General features: G+C 66.2%; 17 protein-coding genes. 8 read left to right on the top strand and 9 right to left on the bottom strand.

From position 1 onward, the window contains the following. The first annotated feature begins 42 nt into the window (after positions 1-42). From AC3WJR_RS01765 to AC3WJR_RS01755, 3 genes are all read left to right on the top strand, one after another. A complete protein-coding gene (locus AC3WJR_RS01765; protein WP_492721772.1) occupies positions 43-1,623 on the top strand; it encodes an aldehyde dehydrogenase (NADP(+)) in 1,581 nt (526 codons plus the stop codon). After that, on the top strand, positions 1,620-2,591 hold the full coding sequence (gene araD1 / locus AC3WJR_RS01760; RefSeq protein WP_492721771.1) for an AraD1 family protein: 972 nt from the start codon (positions 1,620-1,622) through the stop codon (positions 2,589-2,591). Before AC3WJR_RS01765 ends, araD1 begins: the two co-directional genes overlap by 4 nt. Before the next feature lie 64 nt (positions 2,592-2,655). Beyond that, positions 2,656-3,372 (top strand): FadR/GntR family transcriptional regulator, encoded by a 717-nt coding sequence (locus AC3WJR_RS01755; RefSeq protein WP_492721770.1) that lies wholly within the window; start codon positions 2,656-2,658, stop codon positions 3,370-3,372. Positions 3,373-3,823: 451 nt separating this feature from the next. On the opposite strand, the gene AC3WJR_RS01750 is transcribed toward AC3WJR_RS01755, so the two are convergent. Beyond that, positions 3,824-5,620: an IlvD/Edd family dehydratase gene (locus AC3WJR_RS01750; RefSeq protein WP_492721768.1), complete on the bottom strand. Its 1,797-nt coding sequence runs from the start codon at positions 5,618-5,620 to the stop codon at positions 3,824-3,826. Positions 5,621-5,698: 78 nt separating this feature from the next. Between AC3WJR_RS01750 and AC3WJR_RS01745 the strand changes: the two genes are divergently transcribed. Next, the gene (locus AC3WJR_RS01745) at positions 5,699-7,021 is read left to right on the top strand and encodes a sugar MFS transporter (protein WP_492721767.1); all 1,323 of its coding nucleotides are present in this window, start codon (positions 5,699-5,701) and stop codon (positions 7,019-7,021) included. 108 nt (positions 7,022-7,129) lie between these two features. Here the strand turns inward: AC3WJR_RS01745 and AC3WJR_RS01740 are convergent, their stop codons facing one another. The 5 genes from AC3WJR_RS01740 to AC3WJR_RS01720 form a co-directional block, all read right to left on the bottom strand. Then, positions 7,130-9,427, bottom strand: a complete 2,298-nt coding sequence (locus AC3WJR_RS01740; RefSeq protein ID WP_492724109.1) for a TonB-dependent receptor domain-containing protein — start codon at positions 9,425-9,427, stop codon at positions 7,130-7,132. 441 nt (positions 9,428-9,868) lie between these two features. After that, positions 9,869-10,759: an HpcH/HpaI aldolase/citrate lyase family protein gene (locus AC3WJR_RS01735; RefSeq protein WP_492721765.1), complete on the bottom strand. Its 891-nt coding sequence runs from the start codon at positions 10,757-10,759 to the stop codon at positions 9,869-9,871. After that, positions 10,756-11,220, bottom strand: a complete 465-nt coding sequence (locus AC3WJR_RS01730) for a MaoC family dehydratase (protein ID WP_492721762.1) — start codon at positions 11,218-11,220, stop codon at positions 10,756-10,758. The genes AC3WJR_RS01735 and AC3WJR_RS01730 overlap by 4 nt, the downstream gene beginning before the upstream one ends. A 126-nt stretch (positions 11,221-11,346) precedes the next feature. Then, positions 11,347-11,973, bottom strand: coding sequence for a 2-dehydro-3-deoxy-6-phosphogalactonate aldolase (locus AC3WJR_RS01725; protein WP_492721760.1), 627 nt, complete (start codon positions 11,971-11,973; stop codon positions 11,347-11,349). A gap of 4 nt (positions 11,974-11,977) precedes the next feature. After that, a complete protein-coding gene (locus AC3WJR_RS01720; protein WP_492724106.1) occupies positions 11,978-12,868 on the bottom strand; it encodes a 2-dehydro-3-deoxygalactonokinase in 891 nt (296 codons plus the stop codon). Between the two features lie 156 nt (positions 12,869-13,024). Here AC3WJR_RS01720 and AC3WJR_RS01715 point away from each other — a divergent pair, with 156 nt between their 5' ends. Then, the gene (locus AC3WJR_RS01715) at positions 13,025-13,750 is read left to right on the top strand and encodes a FadR/GntR family transcriptional regulator (RefSeq protein WP_492721758.1); all 726 of its coding nucleotides are present in this window, start codon (positions 13,025-13,027) and stop codon (positions 13,748-13,750) included. A gap of 59 nt (positions 13,751-13,809) precedes the next feature. Then, positions 13,810-14,757: a Gfo/Idh/MocA family protein gene (locus AC3WJR_RS01710; protein ID WP_492721756.1), complete on the top strand. Its 948-nt coding sequence runs from the start codon at positions 13,810-13,812 to the stop codon at positions 14,755-14,757. Positions 14,758-15,045: 288 nt separating this feature from the next. Here AC3WJR_RS01710 and AC3WJR_RS01705 read toward each other — a convergent pair whose 3' ends face one another. From AC3WJR_RS01705 to AC3WJR_RS01695, 3 genes are read right to left on the bottom strand one after another with little or no spacing between them, the layout of a single operon-like run. Beyond that, on the bottom strand, positions 15,046-16,434 hold the full coding sequence (locus AC3WJR_RS01705) for an efflux transporter outer membrane subunit (protein ID WP_492721753.1): 1,389 nt from the start codon (positions 16,432-16,434) through the stop codon (positions 15,046-15,048). Beyond that, positions 16,431-17,627, bottom strand: coding sequence for an HlyD family secretion protein (locus tag AC3WJR_RS01700; RefSeq protein ID WP_492721749.1), 1,197 nt, complete (start codon positions 17,625-17,627; stop codon positions 16,431-16,433). Before AC3WJR_RS01700 ends, AC3WJR_RS01705 begins: the two co-directional genes overlap by 4 nt. Beyond that, on the bottom strand, positions 17,624-19,285 hold the full coding sequence (locus AC3WJR_RS01695; RefSeq protein WP_492721747.1) for an MFS transporter: 1,662 nt from the start codon (positions 19,283-19,285) through the stop codon (positions 17,624-17,626). Before AC3WJR_RS01695 ends, AC3WJR_RS01700 begins: the two co-directional genes overlap by 4 nt. 209 nt (positions 19,286-19,494) lie before the next feature. Between AC3WJR_RS01695 and AC3WJR_RS01690 the strand changes: the two genes are divergently transcribed. Together AC3WJR_RS01690 and AC3WJR_RS01685 are read left to right on the top strand one after the other, a co-directional pair. After that, positions 19,495-20,943, top strand: a complete 1,449-nt coding sequence (locus AC3WJR_RS01690) for an ATPase domain-containing protein (protein WP_354284851.1) — start codon at positions 19,495-19,497, stop codon at positions 20,941-20,943. A gap of 18 nt (positions 20,944-20,961) precedes the next feature. Next, a complete protein-coding gene (locus AC3WJR_RS01685) occupies positions 20,962-23,820 on the top strand; it encodes a PAS domain-containing protein (protein WP_354284616.1) in 2,859 nt (952 codons plus the stop codon). Positions 23,821-23,916 lie beyond the last annotated feature (96 nt).

Here is a 23,916-nt window from a genome sequence, read left to right as displayed (position 1 = left end):
TCCAAACCCTATTATGTCTGAGTTATTAGGGAAGGGCTTTTCGTGATCGATGGAGCAATTTTGATCGGGACTGACGTTCGTCAGGCCGATACGCGGTTTACCGCAATCAACCCCGCGACCGGAGAAACGCTCGAGCCGAACTTCTCGGCCGCCGGTCCCGACGCAGTCGCCGAAGCCGCCGCACTCGCGGAAGAGGCATTCCCGGTCTATTCGACGACCGACCTCAATACGCGCGCCGCATTTCTCGAGGCGATCGCCGAAGCGATCCTCGCGATCGGCGACGACCTGATCGTTCGCGCGATGAGCGAGAGCGGCCTCCCCCGCCCCCGTCTCGAAGGCGAGCGCGGTCGTACCGTCGGCCAGCTTCGCATGTTCGCGCAGATGGTCCGCCAGGGCGATTTCCTCGACGCGACGATCGACCCCGCCCTCCCCGACCGCGCACCGTTGCCGCGTCCGGACCTGCGCCGCATCAACGTCGCGGTCGGACCCGTCGCGGTGTTCGGCGCGTCCAACTTCCCGCTCGCTTTCTCGGTTGCCGGCGGCGACACCGCATCGGCGCTGGCTGCTGGCTGCCCGGTGATCGTCAAAGGTCATCCGGCGCATCCCGGCACCGGCGAACTCGTCGCGCGCGCGATTGCGTCGGCGGTCCAGTCGAGCGGACTGCCCGCGGGCGTCTTCTCCTATCTGCCCGGTGACACGAACGCATTGGGCGGCGCGCTTGTCGCGGATCCGCGCGTCAAGGCGGTCGGCTTCACCGGTTCGCGCGGCGGTGGCCTCGCGCTGATGAAGATCGCGGCCGAGCGCGACGAACCGATCCCGGTCTATGCCGAGATGTCGAGCATCAACCCGGTGATCCTGTTCCCCGCCGCGCTCGCCGCGCGCGCGAAGGAACTGGGTGCCGCTTACGTCCAGTCGCTGACGATGGGCGCAGGCCAGTTCTGCACCAACCCGGGCCTCGTAATCGCGGTCGAAGGTCCTGATCTGGATACGTTCGTCGCCGCTGCGGGCGAAGCCCTGACGGGCAGCGCGGCGCTGACGATGCTCACGCCCGGGATCCACGAAGCCTATGAAAAGGGCGTCGAGGCCCTCAGCGGGCATACCGCGGTGCGCACCGTCGCCCGCGGCATCGCCAACACCGGCCCCAACCAGGCGATCGGCGCCGTGTTCGAGACCGACGCGGCGAGCTTCCTTGCAGACCGCGCGCTCGGGCATGAAGTGTTCGGCTCGTCGTCGGTCGTCGTGCGCTGCAAGGATCTGGCCGAAGTCGGCCATGTCATCGCTTCGCTCGAAGGCCAGCTGACCGCCACCGTCCAGATCGACGAGGGCGATGCCGAGGCAGCAGCCGGGATCGTCCCGATCATCGCCGGACGCGTCGGTCGCATTCTCGCGAACGGCTGGCCGACGGGTGTCGAAGTGAGCCATGCGATGGTTCACGGCGGCCCCTTCCCCGCCACCAGCGACGGGCGCACGACCTCGGTCGGCACGCTCGCCATCTATCGCTTCCTGCGCCCGGTCTCGTACCAGAACCTGCCTCAGGCGATGCTGCCCGTCGCTCTCCGCGACGGTAACCCGTGGGACATCGCGCGCCGCGTCGACGGCGTGCGGGAAGCGTCCGCACGATGATCGCGTCGCTCGTCCAGTTCGATGATGGTGCGCGCGGCGTCGCGGCAATGACCTCCGATGGCGCGCGTCGCGTCATCGGGGTGTCGACCGTGCTCGAACTCGCCGAACTCGCGGTCCAGTCCGAAATCGGGCTGGCGGCACTGGCGGAAACGCGGCTCGGTGATCCGGTCGATCTGGCGAGCGTGCGGTTGCTCGTCCCGATCGACCATGCCGATGACGCGCATCTCGTCGTCACCGGCACCGGGCTGACGCATCTGGGGTCGGCCGAGGGCCGCGACCAGATGCATCGCAAGGCGGCGGAAAACCCGGACCCGACCGATTCGATGAAGATGTTCCTGATGGGCGTCGACGGCGGCAAGCCCGAAGCGGGGACCGAGGGTGTCCAGCCCGAGTGGTTCTACAAGGGCGACGGCGCGATCCTCGCGGCGCAGGGCGAACCGTTGACCATGCCCAGCTTCGCGCTGGACGGCGGCGAGGAACCCGAGATCGCGGGGATCTATCTGATCGACGCGAATGGCGCGCCGGTTCGGATCGGGTTCGCGCTCGGTAACGAGTTCTCGGATCACATCACCGAACGCGGCAACTATCTGTGGCTCGCGCATTCCAAGCTGCGTCCGGCGGCACTCGGCCCCGAACTGCTGCTCGGCGATCTGCCCGCGGACGTGCGCGGCACCAGCCGGATCGTCCGCGACGGCGCGACCGTCTGGGAAAAGCCGTTCCTGTCGGGCGAGGCGAACATGTCGCACAGCATTGCCAACCTCGAACATCACCACTTCAAATATGCCGGCTTCCGCCGTCCGGGCGACGTCCACGTCCACTTCTTCGGGACCGCGACGCTGTCGTTCAGCGAAGGGTTCCAGACCCAGCCGGGCGACGTGTTCGAAATCGAAGCCGCACCGTTCACGATGCCCGTGCGCAACCCGCTCGCGGTTGAAGACGACGCGGTGCCGCAGGTCCGCTCGCTATAACTGCCTGCCGCTCCCGGACCGCGGCGCGCCCTTTCAGGACCGTGTCGATGCGCGAGGGAGCGGCATGATGGGCGACGACGACCGCCTGTTCGCCCCGCGCATCCACGGGATCATCGCGCATGACATCGGCGTCGAGATCGTCAGCGGAATCCGCCAGCCGGGCGCAGTGTTCGGCGGCGAGATCGAAGCGAGCGAGGCGCTTGGCGTGTCGCGCACCGCCTACCGCGAGGCGATCCGTATCCTCGCCGCCAAAGGGCTGGTCGAGAGCCGCCCGAAAGCCGGAACCCGTGTTACCCCGCGCAGCCGCTGGAATTTGCTCGACGTCGACGTGCTGGCGTGGACGTTCGAGGGCGAGCCCAACGCCGACTTCATCATCGACCTGTTCGAACTGCGCGGCGTGATCGAACCCGCCGCCGCAGCCTTTGCCGCACGTCGTCGGAGCGAGGCGGATCTGGCGGAGTTGCGCGAGGGGATCGAGGCGATGCGGCTATACGGGCTCAAGGACACGCGCGGGCAGACCGCGGACCAGCGCTTCCACCGCGCGATCCTCGCCGCCGCGCGCAACGAACCGCTCGCGGCGCTTGCGAATAGCGTGGGGGCGGCGGTGCGCTGGACGACGACCTTCAAGCAACGCAAACACGCGCTGCCGCGTGATCCGTTGCCGGATCACGAACGGGTGCATGACGCGATCGTCGCTGGGGATGCGGTAGCGGCACATCGTGCGATGGTGGAGCTGTTGCGGCTCGCGCTCGGCGATATGGGGTTGGCGGAGCGGGACTAGGGGGCTGCTCGAACGCGCGACCGCACGTGGAGAATGCCCTGACCTTACCCAAAACATAAGCGCTTCCCCGGCGAAGGCCGGGGCCCAGAAGCAATGGCCGTAGTTGCTCGCGCGCAACTGCCCGTTACCACGACCTCGGCGACTGGGCCCCGGCCTTCGCCGGGGAAGCGCTTGGTTGTGCTGAAGCTCGCCCCCCGCACGACGGGCGTAGGCTAGCGATTAAGAGCAAGCGACTGCAAGTCGTGGTTAGCGCCGCCCGCCCTGCCCTGACCTAAATCTAAGACGCTTCCCCGGCGAAGGCCGGGGCCCAGGAGCGATGGCCGTAGTTGATTGAGCGCATCTGCCCGTTACCTCGACCTTCGCGACTGGGCCCCGGCCTTCGCCGGGGAAGCGCCTTGGATCGCCAGCGGAGAAGCGGGGACTTCCGAGCGGTGGAAGTCCCCAGCTCCGATCAGTGGTTATCCCGCGGCAACCCGCGCGTCTGGGCGATGCGCTGGTACGCCTCGGCGCCTTCGAGGATCGCGCCCGTGCCAAGCTGGCCGACCACCGAACGCTGCATTTCCTGCCAAGGCGTCTGCGATGCCGGATAGGCATAGCCGCCAGCCGCCTTCAGCGCCTCGCGCCGTGCCGCGATCTCGGCATCGTCGATCAGCACGTCGGCAGTGCCGCGGTTGAGGTCGATCCGCACGCGGTCCCCAGTGCGCAGCAACGCAAGCGTGCCGCCGGCAGCGGCCTCAGGCGAAGCGTTGAGGATCGACGGGCTGCCGCTCGTCCCCGACTGGCGACCGTCGCCGATGCATGGCAGCGCGTGGACGCCGTCGAGGATCAGATGCGCTGGCGGGCGCATGTTGACGACTTCGGCAGCACCCGGATAGCCGATCGGCCCCGCGCCGCGCATTACCAGCAGCGTTTCCGCCGTGATCCCGGTGGCGGGATCGTCGATCAGCCGGTGATATTCCTCTGGCCCGTCGAACACCACGACCGGCCCCTCGAACGCATCGAGATCGCCCGGGGTCGACAGATAGCGCTCGCGGAATTCGGGCGAGATCACGCTCGTCTTCATCACCGCATTCTCGAACAGATTGCCCGACAGCACGACGAAGCCCGCCGCCTCCATCAACGGAGTCGCGAACGGACGGATCACCTTCTCGTCCTCGATCGCCACGCCGCGGCAATTCTCGCCCATCGTCTTGCCGTTGACGGTCATCGCGTCCTCAAGGATCAACCCCTGGTCGATCAGCTGCGACACGACCGCCGGAACGCCGCCCGCGCGGTAGAAATCCTCGCCGAGATATTCGCCGGCAGGCTGCAGGTTGACGAGCAAAGGAATGTCGAGGCCATGTTCCTGCCACGTCTCGACCGGGACATCGACGCCGATGTGGCGCGAGATGGCGGTGAGATGGATCGGCGCATTGGTCGATCCACCGATCGCCGAATTGACGCGAATCGCGTTGAGGAACGCCTCGCGGGTCATGATGTCCGACGGCTTGAGATCCTCGGCGACCATCTCGACGATGCGCTTGCCGGTCAGATAGGCGACTTCCTGGCGGTCACGATACGGCGCGGGGATCGCGGCCGAACCGGGCAACGACATGCCGAGCGCCTCGCACAGCGAGTTCATCGTCGTGGCGGTGCCCATCGTGTTGCAGTAACCGGTCGACGGTGCCGACGAGGCAACGAGACGGATGAATTCGGCGTGATCGATCTCGCCAGCCGCGAGCAGCTCGCGCGCCTTCCACACGATCGTGCCCGAACCGGTGCGCTCGCCCTTGTGCCAGCCGTTGAGCATCGGCCCGACCGACAAGGCGATCGCCGGGATGTTCACGGTCGCCGCCGCCATCAGGCAGGCGGGCGTGGTCTTGTCGCAGCCGATCGTCAGCACGACGCCGTCGAGCGGATAGCCGTACAGCGTCTCGACCAGGCCAAGATACGCAAGGTTGCGGTCGAGCCCGGCGGTCGGGCGCTTGCCGGTTTCCTGGATCGGATGGACCGGGAATTCGAGCGCGATGCCGCCGGCTTCGCGAATGCCTTCGCGCAGCCGCTCGGCGAGCACGAGATGGTGACGGTTGCACGGGCTCAGGTCGGAGCCCGTCTGGGCGATGCCGATGATCGGCTTGCCCGACTGCAGCTCGGCAAGGCTCAACCCGAAGTTGAGATACCGCTCCAGATACAGCGCGGTCATATCAATGTTGTCGGGATTATCGAACCACGCACGGCTGCGGAGCTGGGGAGGTGTGGACTCAGACATTTTCGGGAACTCCGCGTTTGACGCTATCCAGATCGGGATATACTCAGACATTTATAAGATCAATGAGGATGCGTGCCCATGGCAATAACACCCACCCGGCAATCGGCGCTGACGGACGCGCCACCGGAGGGCGGCGTTCGCCCCTCCTACGTCAGCGCGCTGGTGCTGCTCGGCACGCTGTTCTTCATGTGGGGGTTCATCACCGTCATCAACAACACGCTGCTGCCGCATCTGCGCAGCGTGTTCGAGTTGAGCTATACGCAGACCACGCTGATCGAAAGCGTCTGGTTCATCGCCTATTTCTTCGCGTCGATCCCGTCGGCGAAGCTGATCGAACGGATCGGCTACAAGAAGTCGCTCGTCGTCGGTCTGCTCATCATGGCAGCGGGCGCGGTCGGCATGACGGTGGCGGCGAGCATCCCGTCCTATGGCGTCACGCTCGTCATGCTGTTCGTGATCGCGAGCGGGATTACGCTGCTTCAGGTCGCGGCCAACCCCTATGTCGCGGTGATCGGCTCGCCTGAAACCGCGTCGGCGCGGCTCAACCTCGTCCAGGCGCTCAACTCGGCGGGAACGATGCTTGCGCCGCTGTTCGGCGCGTATCTGATCCTCGGGCGCTCGACCAGCGGCACCGCCAAGTCGGGCACCGTCTTCACCCAGGCGGAGCGGCTTGCCGATGCGCAGTCGGTGGTGCTGCCCTATGTGCTCGTGGCGATCGTACTCGTGATCCTCGCGGTCGTGATCGCGCGGTTCCCGTTGCCTGCGATGGGCACTTCGACCAGCCGGATGGCGAAGGCCGACCGCAAGAACCATTCGCTGTGGAAGCACCGCAACCTCGTGTTCGGCATCCCCGCGATCTTCATCTACCTGATCGCCGAGATCGGCGTCGCCAATCTGTTCGTCAATTTCGTCAGCCAGCCACAGATCGCGGACCTGACGCATGAGCAGGCCGGGCGCTATCTCACCTTCCTGTGGGGCTTCATGATGATCGGCCGTTTCCTCGGCTCGTTCATCATGCAGAAGATTCCTGCCGAAACCGTGCTTGCGGCCTTCTCAATCGGTGCGTTCGTCGTGATGCTCGTCACCGTCTTCACGACCGGACCGCTCGCGATGTGGGCGCTGATCCTCGTCGGGCTGTTCCACTCGATCATGTTCCCGACGATCTTCACGCTCGGCATCAAGGGCCTTGGCCCGTTGACCGAGGAAGGATCGGGGCTGCTGATCATGGCGATCGCCGGCGGCGCGCTTGTCGTCGTGCAGGGTCAGATTGCGGACGCCTACGGGTTGCAGACGTCGTTCCTGCTGACCGCGGCGTGCGAACTGTACATTCTGTTCTACGCCCTGTGGGGCAGCAAGGCGACCGAGATCGCAGCGGTACCGGGCCAGCCGCTGGAGGAGTGACGAAGGTTTAGCGCCCCGTCGCGACCAAAACAAAACCCGCCGTGCGCCAAGCGCACGGCGGGTTTTTTACGTTCTGGAACAACCCCCGCGTACGGGGGAGCGCTCCCGCTAGAACCCCTTCTTCACCGTCACGAAGAACTGCCGCGGCGCGCCCGCCAGCAGCGTCTGGTTGTCGCCGCTCTTGCCGAAGCCGTTCGACCCTATCGTCGCGATATAGCCGAGATCGGTCAGGTTGGTGACGCTCCCCTCGATCCCCAGCCCGTCGAGCACGCCGTCGCCGCGGAAGGTATAGCCGATCGTCGCATCGACCAGCACGCGGCCCGGAACCGACTGGTCGTTGAGATAGGTGAAGTAGCGCTTCGACATATAGTTCGCGCCGACCCGCGCGAGGAACTGGCCGTCGTCATAGACCGCCTCGCCCTTCAGCATATGCTCGGGATTGTCGGGGACGGTCTTGCCCTTGGTCGCGGTGTCGATCTGCCCGATCGAGCCGACCGCGGTGCTGATGACGTTGTCGCGATATTCCGCCTTGCCGTAGGAATAGGACGCATACAGCGACACCGCGGGCACCACCTTGTACGTGCCGGTCACCTCGACGCCGTAGTTGCGGACCGAACCGACGTTCTGCAGCGTCGTCGGGTTGCCCGCGCCACCGGTGCCGTTCGCCAGCGACAGCAGACGGTTCGAGAAGTCGACATAATAGCCCGCGATCGACGCCTGGAACCCGTTCATCCGGAAGCGCCCGCCGACTTCATAGCTGTCCGACCGCTCGGGCTTGAGCGAATTGCGAATGAGGTCGAGTCCCGCCTGCGTCGTCGCGAACGGCGACCCGCCGACCGCTGCGGATGTGAACGCGCGCATATTCTGCGTGAAGGTCGCGAACAGTTCGGTCTGCCCGCCGATCCGGTACAAGGCGCCGACCTGCGGCAGGAACCAGTCCTTCGCCTCGATCCGCCCGGCAGCGAGCGTGCCAACGATCGCCTTGGCACGGTTGACGACCTGCAGGCCCTTCCACCCGCCCGACAGCGTCAGGTCGCCGAGCGTCAGCTTGTCCGAGAGGTAGTACATCAGCGTCTCGGTGTTGAACTTGGCATCGAACTGCGTGAAGAACGGGTTGCTCTTGAACTCGAGCGACGAGAGCGATGCGGTTGCCTGGTTGGCGAGGCCATAGAAACGGCGCGCATTCTCGAAATCGTTCGACTCGTACCAGCCACCGATCTCAAGATGGTTGGGCCCGGTGTCGACCGCGACATGGCCGAGTACGCCGCCACGGTGGATGTCATATTCGGTCGTGCGCACCGACAGCGCAGCGCCACCCGGCGTCGGGGTGTACGGCAGGTACCACAGGCCCTGACCGTGGTTGTTGTGATAATAGCCGGTCAGCTTGAGCGAAACCTGGTCGGTCAGGCGGCCATCGAACGTCGCGCCCGCGAGATAATCCTTCCGCAAGCCCGCCGCATCGAAATAGACGTCGTCGACGGTCTTGTACGGCGCGGGAAAGGTCGTGCCCGCCGTCGGATAGGGCAGCGGTTGGCCGGCGGCGGTGTTCTGGTTGGCGTAGACCTGCGCCAGCCGCGTCGCGAGCGGGAAGTCGTTCGAGATGTTGTCGAGATCGTAGCCGAACCGCTTGATCAGATCGAGGCTGAGATCCTGGTAATCCTGCTCGCGGCGATCCGAATAGTCGAAAAAGGCTGAGATCGAGCCGCGGTCGCCAAGATCCTGCAGGAGCTTGGCGTTGACCTGATGCTGGCGCTGTTCGCCGAAGCCCTTCCACTTGTCGGTCTTGAGATAGCCGTAGCTGATATAGCCCTTGAGCCCCTGCCCGGTGATGTCCCCGCTCTCGAGCCGGACGAAGCCGCGATAGGTCTCGTTGCTGCCATAGGTGCCCGACGCGACGATCCCCATCTTGTCCGAGGGCTTGAGCGACGTGAATTCGATCGTCCCGCCGAGGTTGCTGCTTGATGCGGTGCCGAGCGCGCCTGCGCCTTGTGCGACCGCGGCGACGCCGAGATTCTCCGAGATGATCGCGCGGCTGATGTGGAGGCCGTTGGAATTGCCGTAGCTCATGTCGCCGAGCGGAATGCCGTCGAGCGTGAAGCCGAGCTGGTTCTGGTTGAACCCGCGCAGCGTGATCCGCGACGACCATTCATACGCACCGAACGCGTCGGCGGCCTGATAATTGACACCGGGAAGCTTGGCGATTGCCTTGAGCGGGGTCGAGCCGGGGGTAAGGCGTTCGATATCGAGGTTGCTGACGGTCTGCACCTGCCGCGCCTGGCCAAAGCCGAGCACGACGATGTCGGCTTCTTCGGTGGCGGGCGTTTCGGTCGCTGCCGTGTCGACGGGCTGGGGTTCGGGCGACGGAGCGGTCTGGGCCAGCGCGCTGGTCGAAACGAAGGCGAGCATCATCGAACCCGCGAGCAGGTGGAAACGAAGCGTCATGCTGGAAACTCCCTGATGGGCCGGTTGTCGACCTCAGGTTGCCGCATGACGACTTTGTGTTGCGCGGCTATGACCGTTTCGGGTCTATTCCGCGTCGGTTGGTTAACGCCCGGCGGCGGGCGTCAGTGCAAGACCGCTGCGGCGGGGGCGTGGAAAATGCGCGGCTGACGGGGGTTCTGAAAGAAGCCCCTCCCCTTCAGGGGAGGGGTTGGGGGTGGGGCAGACCAGCAGAACCAAGCTCTCTGCGAGGCACTTCCCCACCCCAACCGCTCCCCTGAAGGGGAGGGGCTTAGAAAGGCCCTCACACATCTCAGCAACCATTTGGTTGGAGGAACAACGGTGCAATGGAGTAGATCGCTCTTCGTATCGAGCAGCCTGCAACACAGATCGCGCGGGATACAACGCCTACCCCCCGTAAGCCCCCACCTTCGCCAACACAGCCCGCGCCTGTTTCAAATGCGGAATGTCCAGCATCCGCCCATCAAGCCCGACCGTCCCCGCGCCCCCAGCCGCATCGAACGCCGCAACGACCCGCTCGGCGAACGCGACTTCCTCGGCATCCGGCAAATAGCTCTCGTTGATCGCCGCCACCTGCGCCGGATGAATCGCCAGCCGCCCGGTAAACCCCTCCGCCCGCGACGCGCGCGAGGACGCACGCAACCCCGCCTCGTCGCGGAAATCGACGTACAGCGTGTCGACCGCCTGCACCCCCGCCGCCTTCGCGCCGAGCAACGTCAGCGTCCGCACCGTGCGATAGGTCAGCGCCCATCCCCCCGCCGGATCGAGATTGGTCGACGCGCCCAAGGCCGCCGCCAGATCCTCCGCGCCCCACGTCAGCCCCGCCAACCGCGCCGCGGGCATCTTGGCATAATCCCCCAGCGTGAACGGCGCAGCGGCGGTTTCGGTCGCGACCGGCAGGATCGCGATCGATCCAGCGGCCAGCCCCGCCTGCGCCTCGAGCGCGTCGAGATAGAAGGACAGTTGCGCGATATCGGCAGGACCCACGCATTTGGGAAGCATCACGCCATCGGGTGCCGCCGCCACCACCGCGACCAGATCGTCGAGCACCATCCCGCTGTCGAGCGGGTTGATCCGCACCCACAACTCGCTGGTCCGCGCCTTCTGCGGCCGATCCGCCAACAACGCCGAGACGAGATCCCGCCCGCGCGCCTTGTTCTCTGGCGCAACCGAATCCTCAAGATCGAAGATCAGCGCATCCGCGCCGGTACTGTCCGCCTTGGCAAGCTTCTTCTCGCTGTCGCCGGGGATGAACAGCCAGGAGCGCAGGTCGATCATGCGGCGTCTCCCGCCGGGGTCTTGCGCTGCAATCCGGTGCGCTTGCACGTCGCGACCAGTTCGCCCCGCTGGTTGAACGCGCGGTGGACGAAGGTGACGATCCCGGCGTCGGGGCGCGAGCGGGACTCGCGCAAATCGACCACCTCGGTCTCGATCCGCAGCGTATCGCCGATGAAGACGGGGGCGGGAAAGCGCACTTCGTCCCACCCGAGATTGGCGACCGCCGTGCCAAGCGTCGTGTCGCCGACCGACACGCCGACCATCAGCCCAAGCGTGAAGGTCGAGTTGACGATGATCCGCCCGTAGTCGGTGTCCTTCATATATTCGGCATCGAGGTGGAGCTGCGCGGGGTTGTGCGTCAGCGTCGAGAACAGCAGATTATCGGTCTCGGTCACGGTGCGTCGGATCGCATGCGCGAAGGTCTGGCCGACTTCCAACTGCTCGAACCACAATCCCGCCATCGCCTGCCGCTCCCGATTACCGCCCTGTGCCGGGCCTGCTGTGTTGCAGGACCGGCCATACCAGCGATTTTCGGAAGGGCTAGGGCGCGATGGCCTTTCCCCAAACCGTTCGGGGAGAAGGGGCGCTTACCCCAGAGCCGCGATGAACGCGCGCGCGTTCGCGCCAACCTGCTCGGCGGTCGCGCCGACCGAATAGAGCGCACCGCCAAGGCCGAACCCGGCGGCACCCGCCGCGGTCCACGGCGCCATCCCCTCGGGCGTAATCCCGCCGACCGGCAGCACGCGCACGGTCTTGGGGAGCACCGCGCGCATCGCCTTCAAAATCTTCGGGCTCGCCGCCTCAGCGGGGAACAGCTTGAGCGCGGTCGCGCCGGTTTCGAGCGCGAGGAACGCTTCGCTCGGCGTCGCGATGCCCGGCAGCGACACCAGCCCGGCGGCAGCCGTCGCCGCGATCACGCGCGGGTTCATATTGGGGGAAATCACCATGGTCCCGCCCGCCGCCTGCACCGCGGCAACGCCGTCGACATCGAGCACCGTGCCCGCACCGATGATCGCGCGGCCTTCGAACCGCTTCGCCAGCCGCGCGACGCTGTCGAGCGGGTCGGGCGAGTTCATCGGCACTTCCAGCAGCGTGAAGCCTGCAGCGACGAGTTCCTCGCCGATCGCCTCGACTTCGTCGGGGCGGACCCCGCGCAGGATCGCAACCAGTGGGCAGCGCGCGAAGGCGGCGTCGAAATCGGAAACCATGGTCATGCGATCATTCTCCAAGCGCGCGTGCGAGCGCGATGATACCGGCGGCGAAGGCGGCGTGGCTGTCGACGATATGCGGCGTGCCGCCATTCGCCTCGACCGCAATGGCGTACAGGCCGCCAAGCGACGGGTCGGACAGGATATGGACATCCCCAGCGCCCTTTTCGAGCCGCACCGCGACGTCGCTGCCGATCAGCAGCCCGCTCGCATAGGATGCGGCATCGGCATCGTCGCGCTGTCCCAGCAGCTTGCTCGCGCGAATGCCGAACAGCGCGGCGGACAGGTCGCGCCGCTTGCCCGCCTCGACGCCCTCGCGGAACGCCGCACCCGGCGTGACGTCGCCAACGAGCTGAGTCGACAGCAACCCGTGGCCGCGCACCAGCGCGAACAGCTCGCCGGTCATCGCGGTGGTGAAATCGACCACCACGCCCGCTTCCATCCGCGCCCATTTGCAATGCGTTCCGGGCTGACACAGCAGGCCATCGCGCGGCACCAGCCCCGCCTCGACCGCGCCGAGCAACTGAATCTCTTCCCCGCGCATCACGTCCGCACGCTCATCGACCAGCACTGACAGCCCCGGGACGATCGCGGTGCGATCATCGATCCAGCCGAGCCCGCGCGCGAGCGCCTCGAACCCGGCGGGGGTCGCGACATAGGGCACGTCGCGCCAGCCGATCGTCGAGCCGACCATCCCCGCCAGCAGCATCGGCAAATCCCCGAAGCGCGCACGAATGTCGGCGACTTCCGCCGGGAATCCCTCCTTGTCGATCGCGGTCACGCCGCGCGCATCGCGATCCGTAGCCACGACCTGCCCGGCTTCGATCCGGTAAACCCGCCGATTGGTGGTGCCCCAATCGACTGCGAGGAAGGCATCATTGAACAGCGACGATACGGGCATGGTCAACGCTTGGTCTCCTTCGCGCCAGGGTGCCACCGACCGCAGACGGTGGTTGCACGCTCAGGGCGGTATTTATCTGACTTATTCGCCGTGTCCACCCGCTCAAGCGGTTGCGGGTGGTGACAGCATCGTCGCAAACCGCCAGAAAGGCGGCTTATGGTTCAGCAAGCCCCCCCGCCGACGCGCAACCTTACCTACCGTCTGCTCGACACGATCGGCCTCGCGATCGTCACCGGCCAATATGAGACGCAGCCCTTTCCGACCGAAGCGCAGCTCGCGCAGACGCACGGCGTCAGCCGGTCGGTGACGCGCGAAGCGGTCAAGATGCTCACCGCCAAGGGCCTGCTCAGCGCACGTCCGCGCCAGGGCACGATCGTCCGCCCGTCCGAGACGTGGAACCTGTTCGATACCGATGTCCTGCGGTGGATGCTCGAACGGACCTTCTCGGTCGATCTGCTCCGTCAGTTCAGCCAGTTGCGGATCGCGATCGAGCCCGAAGCGGCGGCGCTGGCAGCGCAGTTCGGCGGCGCGGAGGACCTGGTCGACATTGATGCCGGGCTAGAGCGGATGATCGCCGCCGACCGGGATGCGGACGATCCGCTCGATGCGGACATCGCATTCCACATCGCGATCCTGAAAGCATCGCGCAATCCGTTCTACGGGCAGTTCCGCGACGTCGTCGCCACGGCCTTGCGTACCTCGATCCGCTTCACCAACCGGATCAAGGGACGCAACGCGAGCATCGCTGACCATTCCGCCGTCCGCGACGCGATCTTCGCCCGGAATCCGGAAGCCGCGCGCGCGGCGATGCGCCACCTGATTGGCGACGTGATCGAGCTGATCGACCGGGTCGACGCTGTCGGAGACCTGTCTGCGGCTTGATGCCGCCGCCGCAGCGCCATAAGGGCGCTGCAATAATATTACAAAAGACGAGAGCCGCTATGACTGACCCCGCCCAGCCGCGCGATGGCGTGATCCGTCTCGGCATTGTCGGCATCGGCAAGATCGCGCGGGATCAGCACGTTCCGGCCATCCTTGCCGATCCGCGCTACGCGCTGGTCGCGACGGCCGACCCGCATGGCAGGCTCGACGGTGTCGCCGCTTATCCCGACCTTGCCGCGATGATGGCCGGACTGCCCGATCTCGACGCGGTCGCGATCTGCACGCCGCCTGCCTACCGGCCCGCCATCGCGATGGCCGCGATCAATGCCGGACTTGCGGTCCTGCTCGAAAAGCCGACCGCGACTACGCTGGCGGAGGCTGAGGGAATCGTGGCGCATGCCGCCGGCGCGGACGTTTCGTTGATGGCGACATGGCATTCGCGCGAAGCCGCCGCGGTCGCCGAGGCGCGCGCCTGGATCGCGGAACGCGACGTTTCGGCGGTGCAGATCACCTGGAAGGAAGACATTCGTCGCTGGCATCCGGGGCAGGAATGGATCCTTGCGGAGGATGGGTTCGGCGTGTTCGATCCGGGGATCAACGCGTTGTCGATCCTGACCTTCCTCCTGCCCCGACCGGTTCGCGTCGAAACCGCCCGGATCGCGATCCCCGAAGGTCGCGGCGCGGCGATCGCCGCCACGCTCGCGATGGCGGCGGGGGACACGCGGATCACGGCCGATTTCGACTTCCTGCAAACCGGCCCGCAAAGCTGGGACATACGGATCGACACCGATCGTGGCAGCGTGTCGCTCAGCGATGGCGGAGCAACGATCGCGATTGACGGCGAAGCACCGCGCACGGCAGCGAACATCGAATATCCCGCGCTCTATGAGCGCTTTGCGAAGCTGGTGGCGGCGGGCGAGTCCGAGGTCGATCTGTCGCCCTTGCGGCTGGTCGCGGACGCCCTGCGCATCGCAGAGCGCACGACGGTTGCGCCGTTCGCGTTCTGAGTAAGGGCGCTACCCTGGACTCCCGTTTTCGCCTGGCCTCTGCGAAAGTTGGGTAACGGAGGCGTCATTTGCTGCCTTCCTGCGAAGGCGAGGGTGCCAAAAAACCGTCCGTCATCCTGAACTTGTTTCAGGATCCAGCCCTCGCAAGTCCGCACTATGCCTGTTGCGCGGTGGATGCTGAAACAAGTTCAGCATGACGGCAGATTTTGGGGCGCGGGGTGATGATCAAACCGCCGAATGCCTTGATGCCGAGGTCTCGCACAGCCGGTAAAACGGATCTGGCACACCCTACCGTCGCACGGCCGACACGTCAGCTTCGGTCCACCCGCCCCCCATCGCCTGATACAGCGCGACATAGGACGTCAACCGGTCCGCATTCGCCTGAACCAGCGCAAGCTCGGCGGTCAGCAACCCGCGTTGCGTATCGAGCTGGTCGAGATACGAAGAATATCCCGCACGATACCGGTTCGATGCGTTGCGCAGCGCCGCCGCATAGGCGTCGCGCTGCCCACGGATCGCGACCGCCTGTTCGCCCGAGCGCTGGACCCCGGCGAGACTGTCGTCGACTTCACGGAAAGCGGTAAGCGCGGAGCGGCGATAGCTGAATGCTGCCTGGTCGCGCCGCGCGGCGTTCACATCGACATTGGCACGAAGCCGCCCGCCGTCGAACAGCGGGGACAGCACGCTACCGCCGATCGAGAAGATCCCGACCGGATCGGCGAGTGCGGTCGACAGGATCACCCCCGAAGACCCGGTCAGCGCGATGTTGGGCAGCAACGCCGCACGCGCACTGTCAAGGCTGCGGTCCGCCGCGACCAGCGTCTGTTCGGCTTGGAACAGGTCGGGCCGGCGTCGCAGCAGATCGGCGGGCAGCCCGTCCGGGATCGGCGGCGGCACCAGCGCGGTCAAAGCCGCACCCCGCTGGATCGCGCGGGGGGTATCCCCCAGCAACAGGCTGAGCGCATCCTCCTGCCGTGTGATCGCCAGCTGCGCCTGCGGGATCAGCTGTTCCGTCGCGCGATACTCGCCTTCCGCCTGATGCAGTTCGAGATTGGAGGTATAGCCCGTCTCCGCACGCCGCCGCGCAATGCGGAGCGCATCGCCCCGCGCGGCGAGCGTATCGCGCGCGACCGCCAGCCGCGCATCGAGCGCGCGCAGCGTGATGTACCCGCTCGCGACGCTGCTGGCGATGGCGAGCCGGACGACGTCGCGCGCGCCCTCGCTCGCCAGCAATTGCGCGCGTGCCGCGGCGCTCGCGTTGCGCAGACGCCCGAACAGGTCGGGATCGTAGCTGGCGGTCAGCGATGGCTGCGCCGTCAGGTTGGTGCTCGCGACCCCGAACGCGTTGAGCGCACGTGCATCGGTCGTCGGCAAACCCGCGCTAAGCGTCGGCGACAGTTGCGCGCGCGCCAGCCGCTCTGCGGCGCGCGCCTCGTCGACGCGGCCCGCCGCGATCCCGAGATCGGGACTGTTGGCGAGCGCCTGGCCGATCAGTTGCGTGAGTACCGGATCGCCGAACGCGTTCCACCATTGCGCGCGGACCGGCGACCCGGGGCCGAGCGCGGTGCGCCATGCGGGGGGTGCAACGATCGCGGTGGCGGCGGGCGCTTCCGGCCGCGGCCCCACGCATCCCGCGACCATCATCCCCGCCGCGAGGACGCCCAGTCCGCGTCTCATCGGATTTGCGGCCCCGAAGACGTATCGATCCGCGTCTGCACCGACATCCCCGGCCGCAACCGTGCCGCAAGCGGCTGGCCTGGATCGATCTTGATCCGCACTGCGATGCGTTGCGGCACCTTGGTGAAGTTGCCCGTCGCATTGTCCGCCTTGAGGACCGCGAATTCGGACCCCGCCGCAGGGGACAGTCGCTCGACGTGGCCCGTCAGGCGCGCATTGGCGAGACCGTCAACGGTGAAGCTGGCCGGCTGCCCGACCGCCATCCGCGCGGTCTGCGCTTCCTTGTAATTGGCGATCACCCAGGTCTCGGGCGGCACGAGGAACATCAGCTGCGAACCCGCGGTGACATATTGCCCCACCCGCACGCCGACCTCGCTCAGCCGGCCGCTCTCGGGCGCGCGCACCACCGTATTGTTGAAGTCGATCTGCGCGAGCCGCTGCGCCGCTTCCGCGCCGCTGACGCCGGCCTGCTGACCGCCGCGCCCGACCTCGACCGTGCGAATGTCCTGCCGGGCGATTTCGCGCGCAGCCTTCGCCTGGAGCACCCCCGCCTGTGCCTGTCGCAGCGCCGCCAGCGTCTGGTCGCGTTCACGCAGCGACACCGAACCGTCGGTGACGAGGTCGTTGACGCGGTTCATGTCGGCGCGCGCACGCAGCAACTGCGCGTTGGCATTGGCGACTGCCGCGTCCTGTGCCTGCAGGCTGGCGGCGCGCGCGCGTGCGGTCTGCTGGCTGTTCGCGAGCGTCGCCTCCTGACCCGCGACCTGCGCCTTCGCCTGGTCGACCCGCTGGCGGTAGATCCGGTCGTCGATCCGCACGAGCGGCTGCCCCTGCGTCACGCTTGCGAAGTCGCGCACCAGCACCGCGGTGACATACCCGCTGACCTGCGGGCTGATGACGGTAGTGCGCCCGCGGACATAGGCGTTGTCGGTCGCCTGGTTCGCGGTCGCAAACGGCGGCAGACGCCAGGCATACAGCACCGCGCCGATCCCGATCGCGGACAACAGGATCGCGACGATCAGCGCGCTGCGCGACGGGCGCGGCGGCCGCCAACCCGATCCGACCGGCGCGGCGGGGGCAGCGGGTGCAGCGGGTGCGGCGGCGGCGGCGGCGGCGGCGTTTTCGGCCGCGCGGGCTTCGGTCACGGGGGTGGCCGCGACGGGGCTCTGCGGCGGTTGGCGCGTATCGGTCATGCGGAAGCCTTGGCAAGCGCCGCGCGACGTTCGCGCCTCGTGCGGCGGATCAGAAGAAAAGCGAGATAGGCGGTGGTCAGCGCGGCGAGGATCGCCACCAACCGGAACGTGTCGTCATAGGCAAGCACATTGGCCTCGCGCGTCGCGGTCTGCGAAAGCAAGGCACCGCCTTCGGCAGATCGCAGCGTCGGATCGCTGACGACGCGTCCGACCGCGCCGCCCCCTGCCGCGATGCGCGCGGCGACGATCGGATCGGTCGGGTCGATCGCCTGGACGATCGCCGCGCTATGCGCCTTTTCAGAGATCGTCTGATAGGTGCCCAGCAACGCCGCTCCCCCAAGTCCGCCGATCGCATTGACCATGCCGAACAACGCCAGGAAGCTGATGATGTGCCCCGCGCCTTCCTTGAGCGCACGCGTCATCCCGAACAGCAGCGATGGCCCGAGGAAGAAGGTGCCCGCGAACGCGATCACCGCCTGCGTGACATACAGTTGCGCCGGACGCGTCAGGCTGGTCGACAGCGAGTCGACATAGGCCGCGACAGCGACCAGCCCGATCGCGAGCATCACCGGATGCGTCAGCCGGTTGACGTCGAGCGTCACCGCGCTCGCGATCACGCCAGCGATCGACGCGACGAAGATGATCGCGAACAGCGTCCCGAACTGGTCGTTGTTTTGCCCGAGCACCGTCAACAGCCCGACCGCGGCATAGGTCTGTTCGGACAGCACGAGTCGCGCCATCAAAGTGACGATCGTGAAGCGCACAATATCCGCGCTGCCCAGCCAGCGCGTGTTGAGCAGCGGATTGGCGCGGCCGTGTTCGATCACCAGCGCCGCCGCGAACAACGGGATCGCCACGACCAGCGACCAGCCGATCCACGGCGCCTCGAACCACCACACCAGCCGCCCCTGCCCCAGCACCGCGGACAGCAGCGCGATCGCGACCGCGAACAGCGTGAAGGTCACGAAATCGAGCGGTTCGAACGCCTGCTTCCGCTCGGTCGGCGGCAAGCGCAACAGGCTCACCGCGACCAGCGACAACAGTGCCAGCCCGAATTCGAACAGATACAACGCCCGCCATTGCGACATCGCCAGCAGCTCGGGCGAAAACAGCCGCGCGAGCGGGGTCGCGCATTGCGGAATCCCGATGCCCACGACCAGCGCGCGCAACCGCCATTTGGTCGGCAGCGCCTGCATCATGTAATAAAGGCTGAGCGAGCTGAGCGATGCCCCCGCCATCCCGCTCGCCGCGCGCACCGCGATCGCCGACCAGAAGCCGTGGACGAACAGATGCGCGAACGCGAGCAGCACGTACAGGCCGAGGAAAATGATCGTGAACGGCCGCAGCCCATATTGCTGGCGGAATTTGATCAGCAGCAGGTTCACCGATGCGTTGGTCATCACGTACACCGTCGGCAACCACGCGATCTCGGTCGGATCGAACCCGAGCGACCCCTGCAACGTCATCGTATTGACCGAAATCAGCGCGGTCCCCAGCCCCCCGGTCAGCCCGACCAGGATCGCGATCGCGCCGTACGCCAGACGGACGATCTGTGCGTGCTCGGGCGACGCCGGCGAACCCGGCAGTGCGGGACGCTCGTGCGGCGCGAAGGTCCAGTTCTCCTCGGTCAGGAAACGACGGATTCGACTGGTGGCCATGCCACTCCCCTACGCGCCTCACCCGGACCGGATCAATCCATCCATGATGGTGATATGCGGTTCCTGCGTCTCGCAGAATCTGCCCGAGCCCGCGCGAACAAAAAGAGTATCGAACCCCGTATCTCTTGATGCATATCAGCCCATGATTTCGACGAGGTCGTTACGACCCCGATGAAAGGGGAGAGTGTGTGGCGGATTGTCCTACCGGCGTGGCCGGCCTTGACGATATTCTGGGCGGAGGCCTTCAACGCGGGCGTCTGATCCTGCTCGAAGGCAGTCCCGGCACCGGCAAGACCACCATCTCGACCCAGTTCCTGCTCCAGGGTGCCGAGGCTGGCGAACGCGTCCTCTACATCACGCTGTCCGAAACCGACGAGGAGCTGCGCGAGGGCGCGGAATCGCATGGCTGGACCTTCCCGCCATCCTTCACGGTGTTCGAACTGGTCCCGCCCGAAAGCCTGCTCGACGAAGACCATCAGCAAAGCCTGCTCTATTCGTCCGACCTGGAACTGGGCGAGACGACCAAGCGGATCTTCGAGATTTTCGAGCAGATCAAGCCATCGCGAGTCGTGCTCGACAGCCTGTCCGAAATCCGCCTGCTCGCGCAAAGTTCGCTGCGCTATCGGCGTCAGATCCTCGCGCTCAAACATTATTTCGCGCGGCATGACGCGACCGTGCTGATGCTCGACGACCTCACCGCGGACATGCTGGACCGGACGGTCCATTCGGTCGCCCATGCGGTGATCCGGCTCGAGGAACTGTCCCCCAATTACGGCGCCGAACGGCGCCGCCTGCGCGTCCTCAAATATCGCGGGCGGCGCTATCGTGGCGGGTACCATGATCTCGTCATCGACACCGGCGGGATCCGCGTCTTCCCGCGGCTCGTATCGGCGGAACATCGCGGCAGCTTCTCGCGTGAGAGCATTCCGGTGGGGGATGCAGCGTTCGACGGGCTGATCGGCGGCGGCTTCGAACGCGGCGCGAGCACGCTGATCCTCGGCCCCGCAGGCACCGGCAAATCGCTGCTGACGTTGAGCTTCGTCAAGGCCGCAATCGAACGCGGCGAGAATGCGGCGATGTTCGTGTTCGACGAAGAACTGGGGCTGCTGTTCAGCCGCGCGCTGGGGCTCGGGATCGATCTGCAGGCAATGGTCGAGTCCGAGCAGCTCGTCATCGAACAGATCGACGCGGCGGAACTGTCGCCCGGCGAGTTCTCGGAACGTGTGCGGATTTGCGTCGAACGCTACAAGGCGCGCACCGTCGTGATCGATAGCCTCAACGGCTATCAGGCGGCGATGCCGGAGGAGCAGGCGCTGATCCTGCACATGCACGAATTGCTGCAATATCTGAATCGGCAAGGCGTCATGACGTTCCTGACGGTCGCGCAACATGGCCTGGTCGGCGACATGAAATCCCCGGTCGACGTGACCTATCTTGCGGACACCGTGATCCTGCTGCGATATTTCGAAGCGACCGGGCGGGTCCGACGCGCGATCTCGGTCGTTAAGAAGCGGATGGGAAACCATGAGGATACGATCCGCGAATTCACGATCGGTCAGACAGGCATCACGCTCGGACACCCGTTGACGGCTTTCCAGGGTATCTTGCGCGGGGTTCCGGCGTTGATCGGCGAAGACGATGCACTCCTGCTGGACTAACATGGGCTTGAATTCTTCTTGAACCGCACGCTCGCCGAAGGCGCCATCATCCTTGCACCGCGCGGTCGCGACGCGGTGATTGCGCGTGCGATGCTGCAAGAAGGGCAACTGGGTGCGGAAATCGCGCCGGACCTGCCATCGCTGGTCGCGGCGATCGCGCAAGGTTGCGGGTTCGCCGTCCTGACCGAAGAAGCGTTGCGGGGCGCGGACCTGCGCGACCTGACCAGCGTCCTCGCGCAACAGGCGGAATGGTCGGACCTGCCGTTCATCGTGCTGACCGAACGCGGCGGCGGGCTCGAACGCAATCCGGGCGCGGTGCGGCTGCTGGAGGCGCTTGGCAACGTCACCTTCCTCGAACGACCGTTCCACCCGACGACGCTGCTGTCACTCGCACGCGCGGCAAGGCGCGCACGGCTCCGGCAATATGACGCGCGCAACCGCCTGGAGGACATCCACGCGGGGCAGCAACGGCTCAAGCTCGCGATTGCGGCGGGTGGCCTGGGGGCGTGGACGCTCGACATGACGACCTCGTCGCTCCACGTCGAACCCGATACCAAGGCGCAATTCGGTCGCGCTGCGGACGAACCGTTCGATTATGACGACCTGCTCGCGGCGATCCACCCCGACGATCGCGACGATACCGTCGCCGGGATCAAGCGCGCGCTGGCGGACGGAGCCGATTACCGCGCCGAAGTGCGCTGCCTCTGGCGCGACGGATCGCTGCACTGGCTTCAGGTCGATGGCCGGGTCGAGCGCGACCCCGTCGGACGGCCGCAGCGCGTCGTCGGCGTGTCGCACGAAATCACCGATCGCCGCGTGATCGAACTGCGCCAGCGCGCGCTGCTGTCGCTCAGTGACCGGCTGCGCGAAGCCCCCGATACCGCCGCCATGTCGTTCGAGGCGGCGGCGATCCTCGGCAACACGCTCAGCGTCAGTCGCGCAGGCTATGGCGTCATCGATCCGGTTGCGGAGACGATCACGATCGAACGCGACTGGTGCATGCCGGGCGTACCGACGCTCGCAGGCGTGCTGCGCTTCCGCGACTATGGCTCGTATATCGAGGATCTGAAACGCGGCGACGTGGTGACTTTTGCGGACGCCCGCACCGATCCCCGTACCGCCGGCAATGCCGACGCGCTCGAAGCGATCGATGCGCTCGCCGTCGTCAACCTGCCGCTGGTGGAACGCGGGCGGTTCTCGGCGCTGCTGTACCTCAACAACAGGGCGCCGCGGGTCTGGTCGGACGATGACCTCATCTTCGTCCGTGACGTGGCAGACCGCACGCAGGCGGCGATCGAACGGCGGCGCGCCGAGGATGCCCTCGCCGCACTGGCGGAAACGCTCGAGCGCCAGGTCGCCGAACGCACCCGCGAGCGCGACCGGACCTGGCAGAATTCGCAGGACATGCTCGTGATCCTCTCCGACGAGGGGATCATCCTGTCGATCAATCCTGCCTGGACCGACGTCCTCGGGTGGACGGCGGACGAAATCGTCGGGCGCAGCCATCTGGCGTTCGGGCACCCGGACGAATCCGCCACCAACGCCGTCGCGTTTGAGGAAACGCTGAACGCGACGCTTCGGCAATATGAGAACCGCTATCGCCACAAGGACGGCAGCTACCGCTGGATCGCTTGGGTCGCGACGCTTGAGGGCGGTCGGGTCTATGCGAGCGGACGCCATATCACCGTCGAGCGCGAAGCCCGCGCCGATCTCGAGACCGCGCAGGAACAGTTGCGCCAGGCGCAGAAGATGGAAGCCGTGGGTCAGTTGACCGGCGGTCTAGCGCATGATTTCAACAATCTGCTGACCGCGATTTCGGGCAGCCTTGAACTGATCCAGGCACGGATCAAGCAGGGGCGCATCAACGACGTCGACCGCTACATCGGCATGGCGCAACAGGGTGCCAAACGCGCGGCCGCGCTGACCCACCGCCTGCTGGCCTTCTCGCGTCGGCAGACGCTCGACCCGCGGCCGACCGACATCGATCGCCTGATCGCGAGTTTCGAGGATCTGCTGCAACGCGCGGTCGGCCCCGCGATCGAGATCAGGGTGGTCCGCGACGAGACATTATGGACGACTCTGATCGATCCGAACCAGCTCGAGAACGCTGTCCTCAATCTCTGCATCAACGCGCGCGATGCGATGCCCGAAGGCGGTCGGATCACGGTCGAGACCGGCAACGTCGCGCTCGACGCCGCCGCGGCGCGCAGCCGCGACATGGCGGCAGGCCAGTATATCGTGCTGAGCGTCACCGACACCGGATCGGGCATGTCCCCCGAGACGATCGCGCGCGCGTTCGATCCGTTCTTCACGACCAAGCCATTGGGTGAAGGTACCGGCCTCGGGCTGTCGATGATCTACGGGTTCGTCCACCAATCGGGCGGACAGGTGCGGATCACGTCCGAAGTCGGGCATGGCACGACGATGCAGCTGTTCTTCCCGCGGTCGCACGGAGTCGCGGCGGCGGATCCGGAGATCGTGGTCGCGGTCGATATGGCGGCACCGTCGATCGCAAAGACCGTCCTGGTGGTGGACGACGAACCCGACGTTCGGGCGCTGGTGGTCGATACACTGACCGATCTCGGGCACCACGTGTTGCAGGCGGGTGACGGCCCGAGCGCGCTGGACGTGCTGGCGTCGGGCGACGCGATCGATTTGATGATTACCGATGTTGGCCTGCCCAAAGGCATGAACGGACGCCAATTGGCAGATGCCGCAAGAGTCGCACGCCCCGATCTGAAGATCTTGTTCATCACCGGCTATGCAGAGAATGCAGCGGTTGGGAATGGACATCTCGATCCGGGGATGCATATTCTTACCAAACCGTTCGCGATGGACGTCTTGTCCGCAAGAATACAGCAGCTCGTCGCAGCGTAGATACATAATTTGGAGTAGTTCAAAGGGTAGTCTGTCGCGCGCATTGCGTCATGACCCGTTTCCTTGATACCCACGGTACTTGCCGTGGGGGCAAGG

The organism is Sphingomonas sp. FW306-05-A (assembly GCF_058782275.1).
Note: the sequence above shows the minus strand (reverse complement) of the source record. Positions and strands in the feature narration are given on the sequence as shown.

Bases quoted from the DNA above. Each gene is read 5' to 3' on its own strand.
- araD1 (WP_492721771.1), top strand. From the start codon at position 1,620: ATGATCGCGTCGCTCGTCCAGTTCGATGATGGTGCGCGCGGCGTCGCG.
- AC3WJR_RS01755 (WP_492721770.1), top strand. From the start codon at position 2,656: ATGATGGGCGACGACGACCGCCTGTTCGCCCCGCGCATCCACGGGATC.
- AC3WJR_RS01750 (WP_492721768.1), bottom strand. From the start codon at position 5,620: ATGTCTGAGTCCACACCTCCCCAGCTCCGCAGCCGTGCGTGGTTCGAT.
- AC3WJR_RS01745 (WP_492721767.1), top strand. From the start codon at position 5,699: ATGGCAATAACACCCACCCGGCAATCGGCGCTGACGGACGCGCCACCG.
- AC3WJR_RS01740 (WP_492724109.1), bottom strand. From the start codon at position 9,427: ATGCTCGCCTTCGTTTCGACCAGCGCGCTGGCCCAGACCGCTCCGTCG.
- AC3WJR_RS01735 (WP_492721765.1), bottom strand. From the start codon at position 10,759: ATGATCGACCTGCGCTCCTGGCTGTTCATCCCCGGCGACAGCGAGAAG.
- AC3WJR_RS01730 (WP_492721762.1), bottom strand. From the start codon at position 11,220: ATGGCGGGATTGTGGTTCGAGCAGTTGGAAGTCGGCCAGACCTTCGCG.
- AC3WJR_RS01725 (WP_492721760.1), bottom strand. From the start codon at position 11,973: ATGACCATGGTTTCCGATTTCGACGCCGCCTTCGCGCGCTGCCCACTG.
- AC3WJR_RS01720 (WP_492724106.1), bottom strand. From the start codon at position 12,868: ATGCCCGTATCGTCGCTGTTCAATGATGCCTTCCTCGCAGTCGATTGG.
- AC3WJR_RS01715 (WP_492721758.1), top strand. From the start codon at position 13,025: ATGGTTCAGCAAGCCCCCCCGCCGACGCGCAACCTTACCTACCGTCTG.
- AC3WJR_RS01710 (WP_492721756.1), top strand. From the start codon at position 13,810: ATGACTGACCCCGCCCAGCCGCGCGATGGCGTGATCCGTCTCGGCATT.
- AC3WJR_RS01705 (WP_492721753.1), bottom strand. From the start codon at position 16,434: ATGAGACGCGGACTGGGCGTCCTCGCGGCGGGGATGATGGTCGCGGGA.
- AC3WJR_RS01700 (WP_492721749.1), bottom strand. From the start codon at position 17,627: ATGACCGATACGCGCCAACCGCCGCAGAGCCCCGTCGCGGCCACCCCC.
- AC3WJR_RS01695 (WP_492721747.1), bottom strand. From the start codon at position 19,285: ATGGCCACCAGTCGAATCCGTCGTTTCCTGACCGAGGAGAACTGGACC.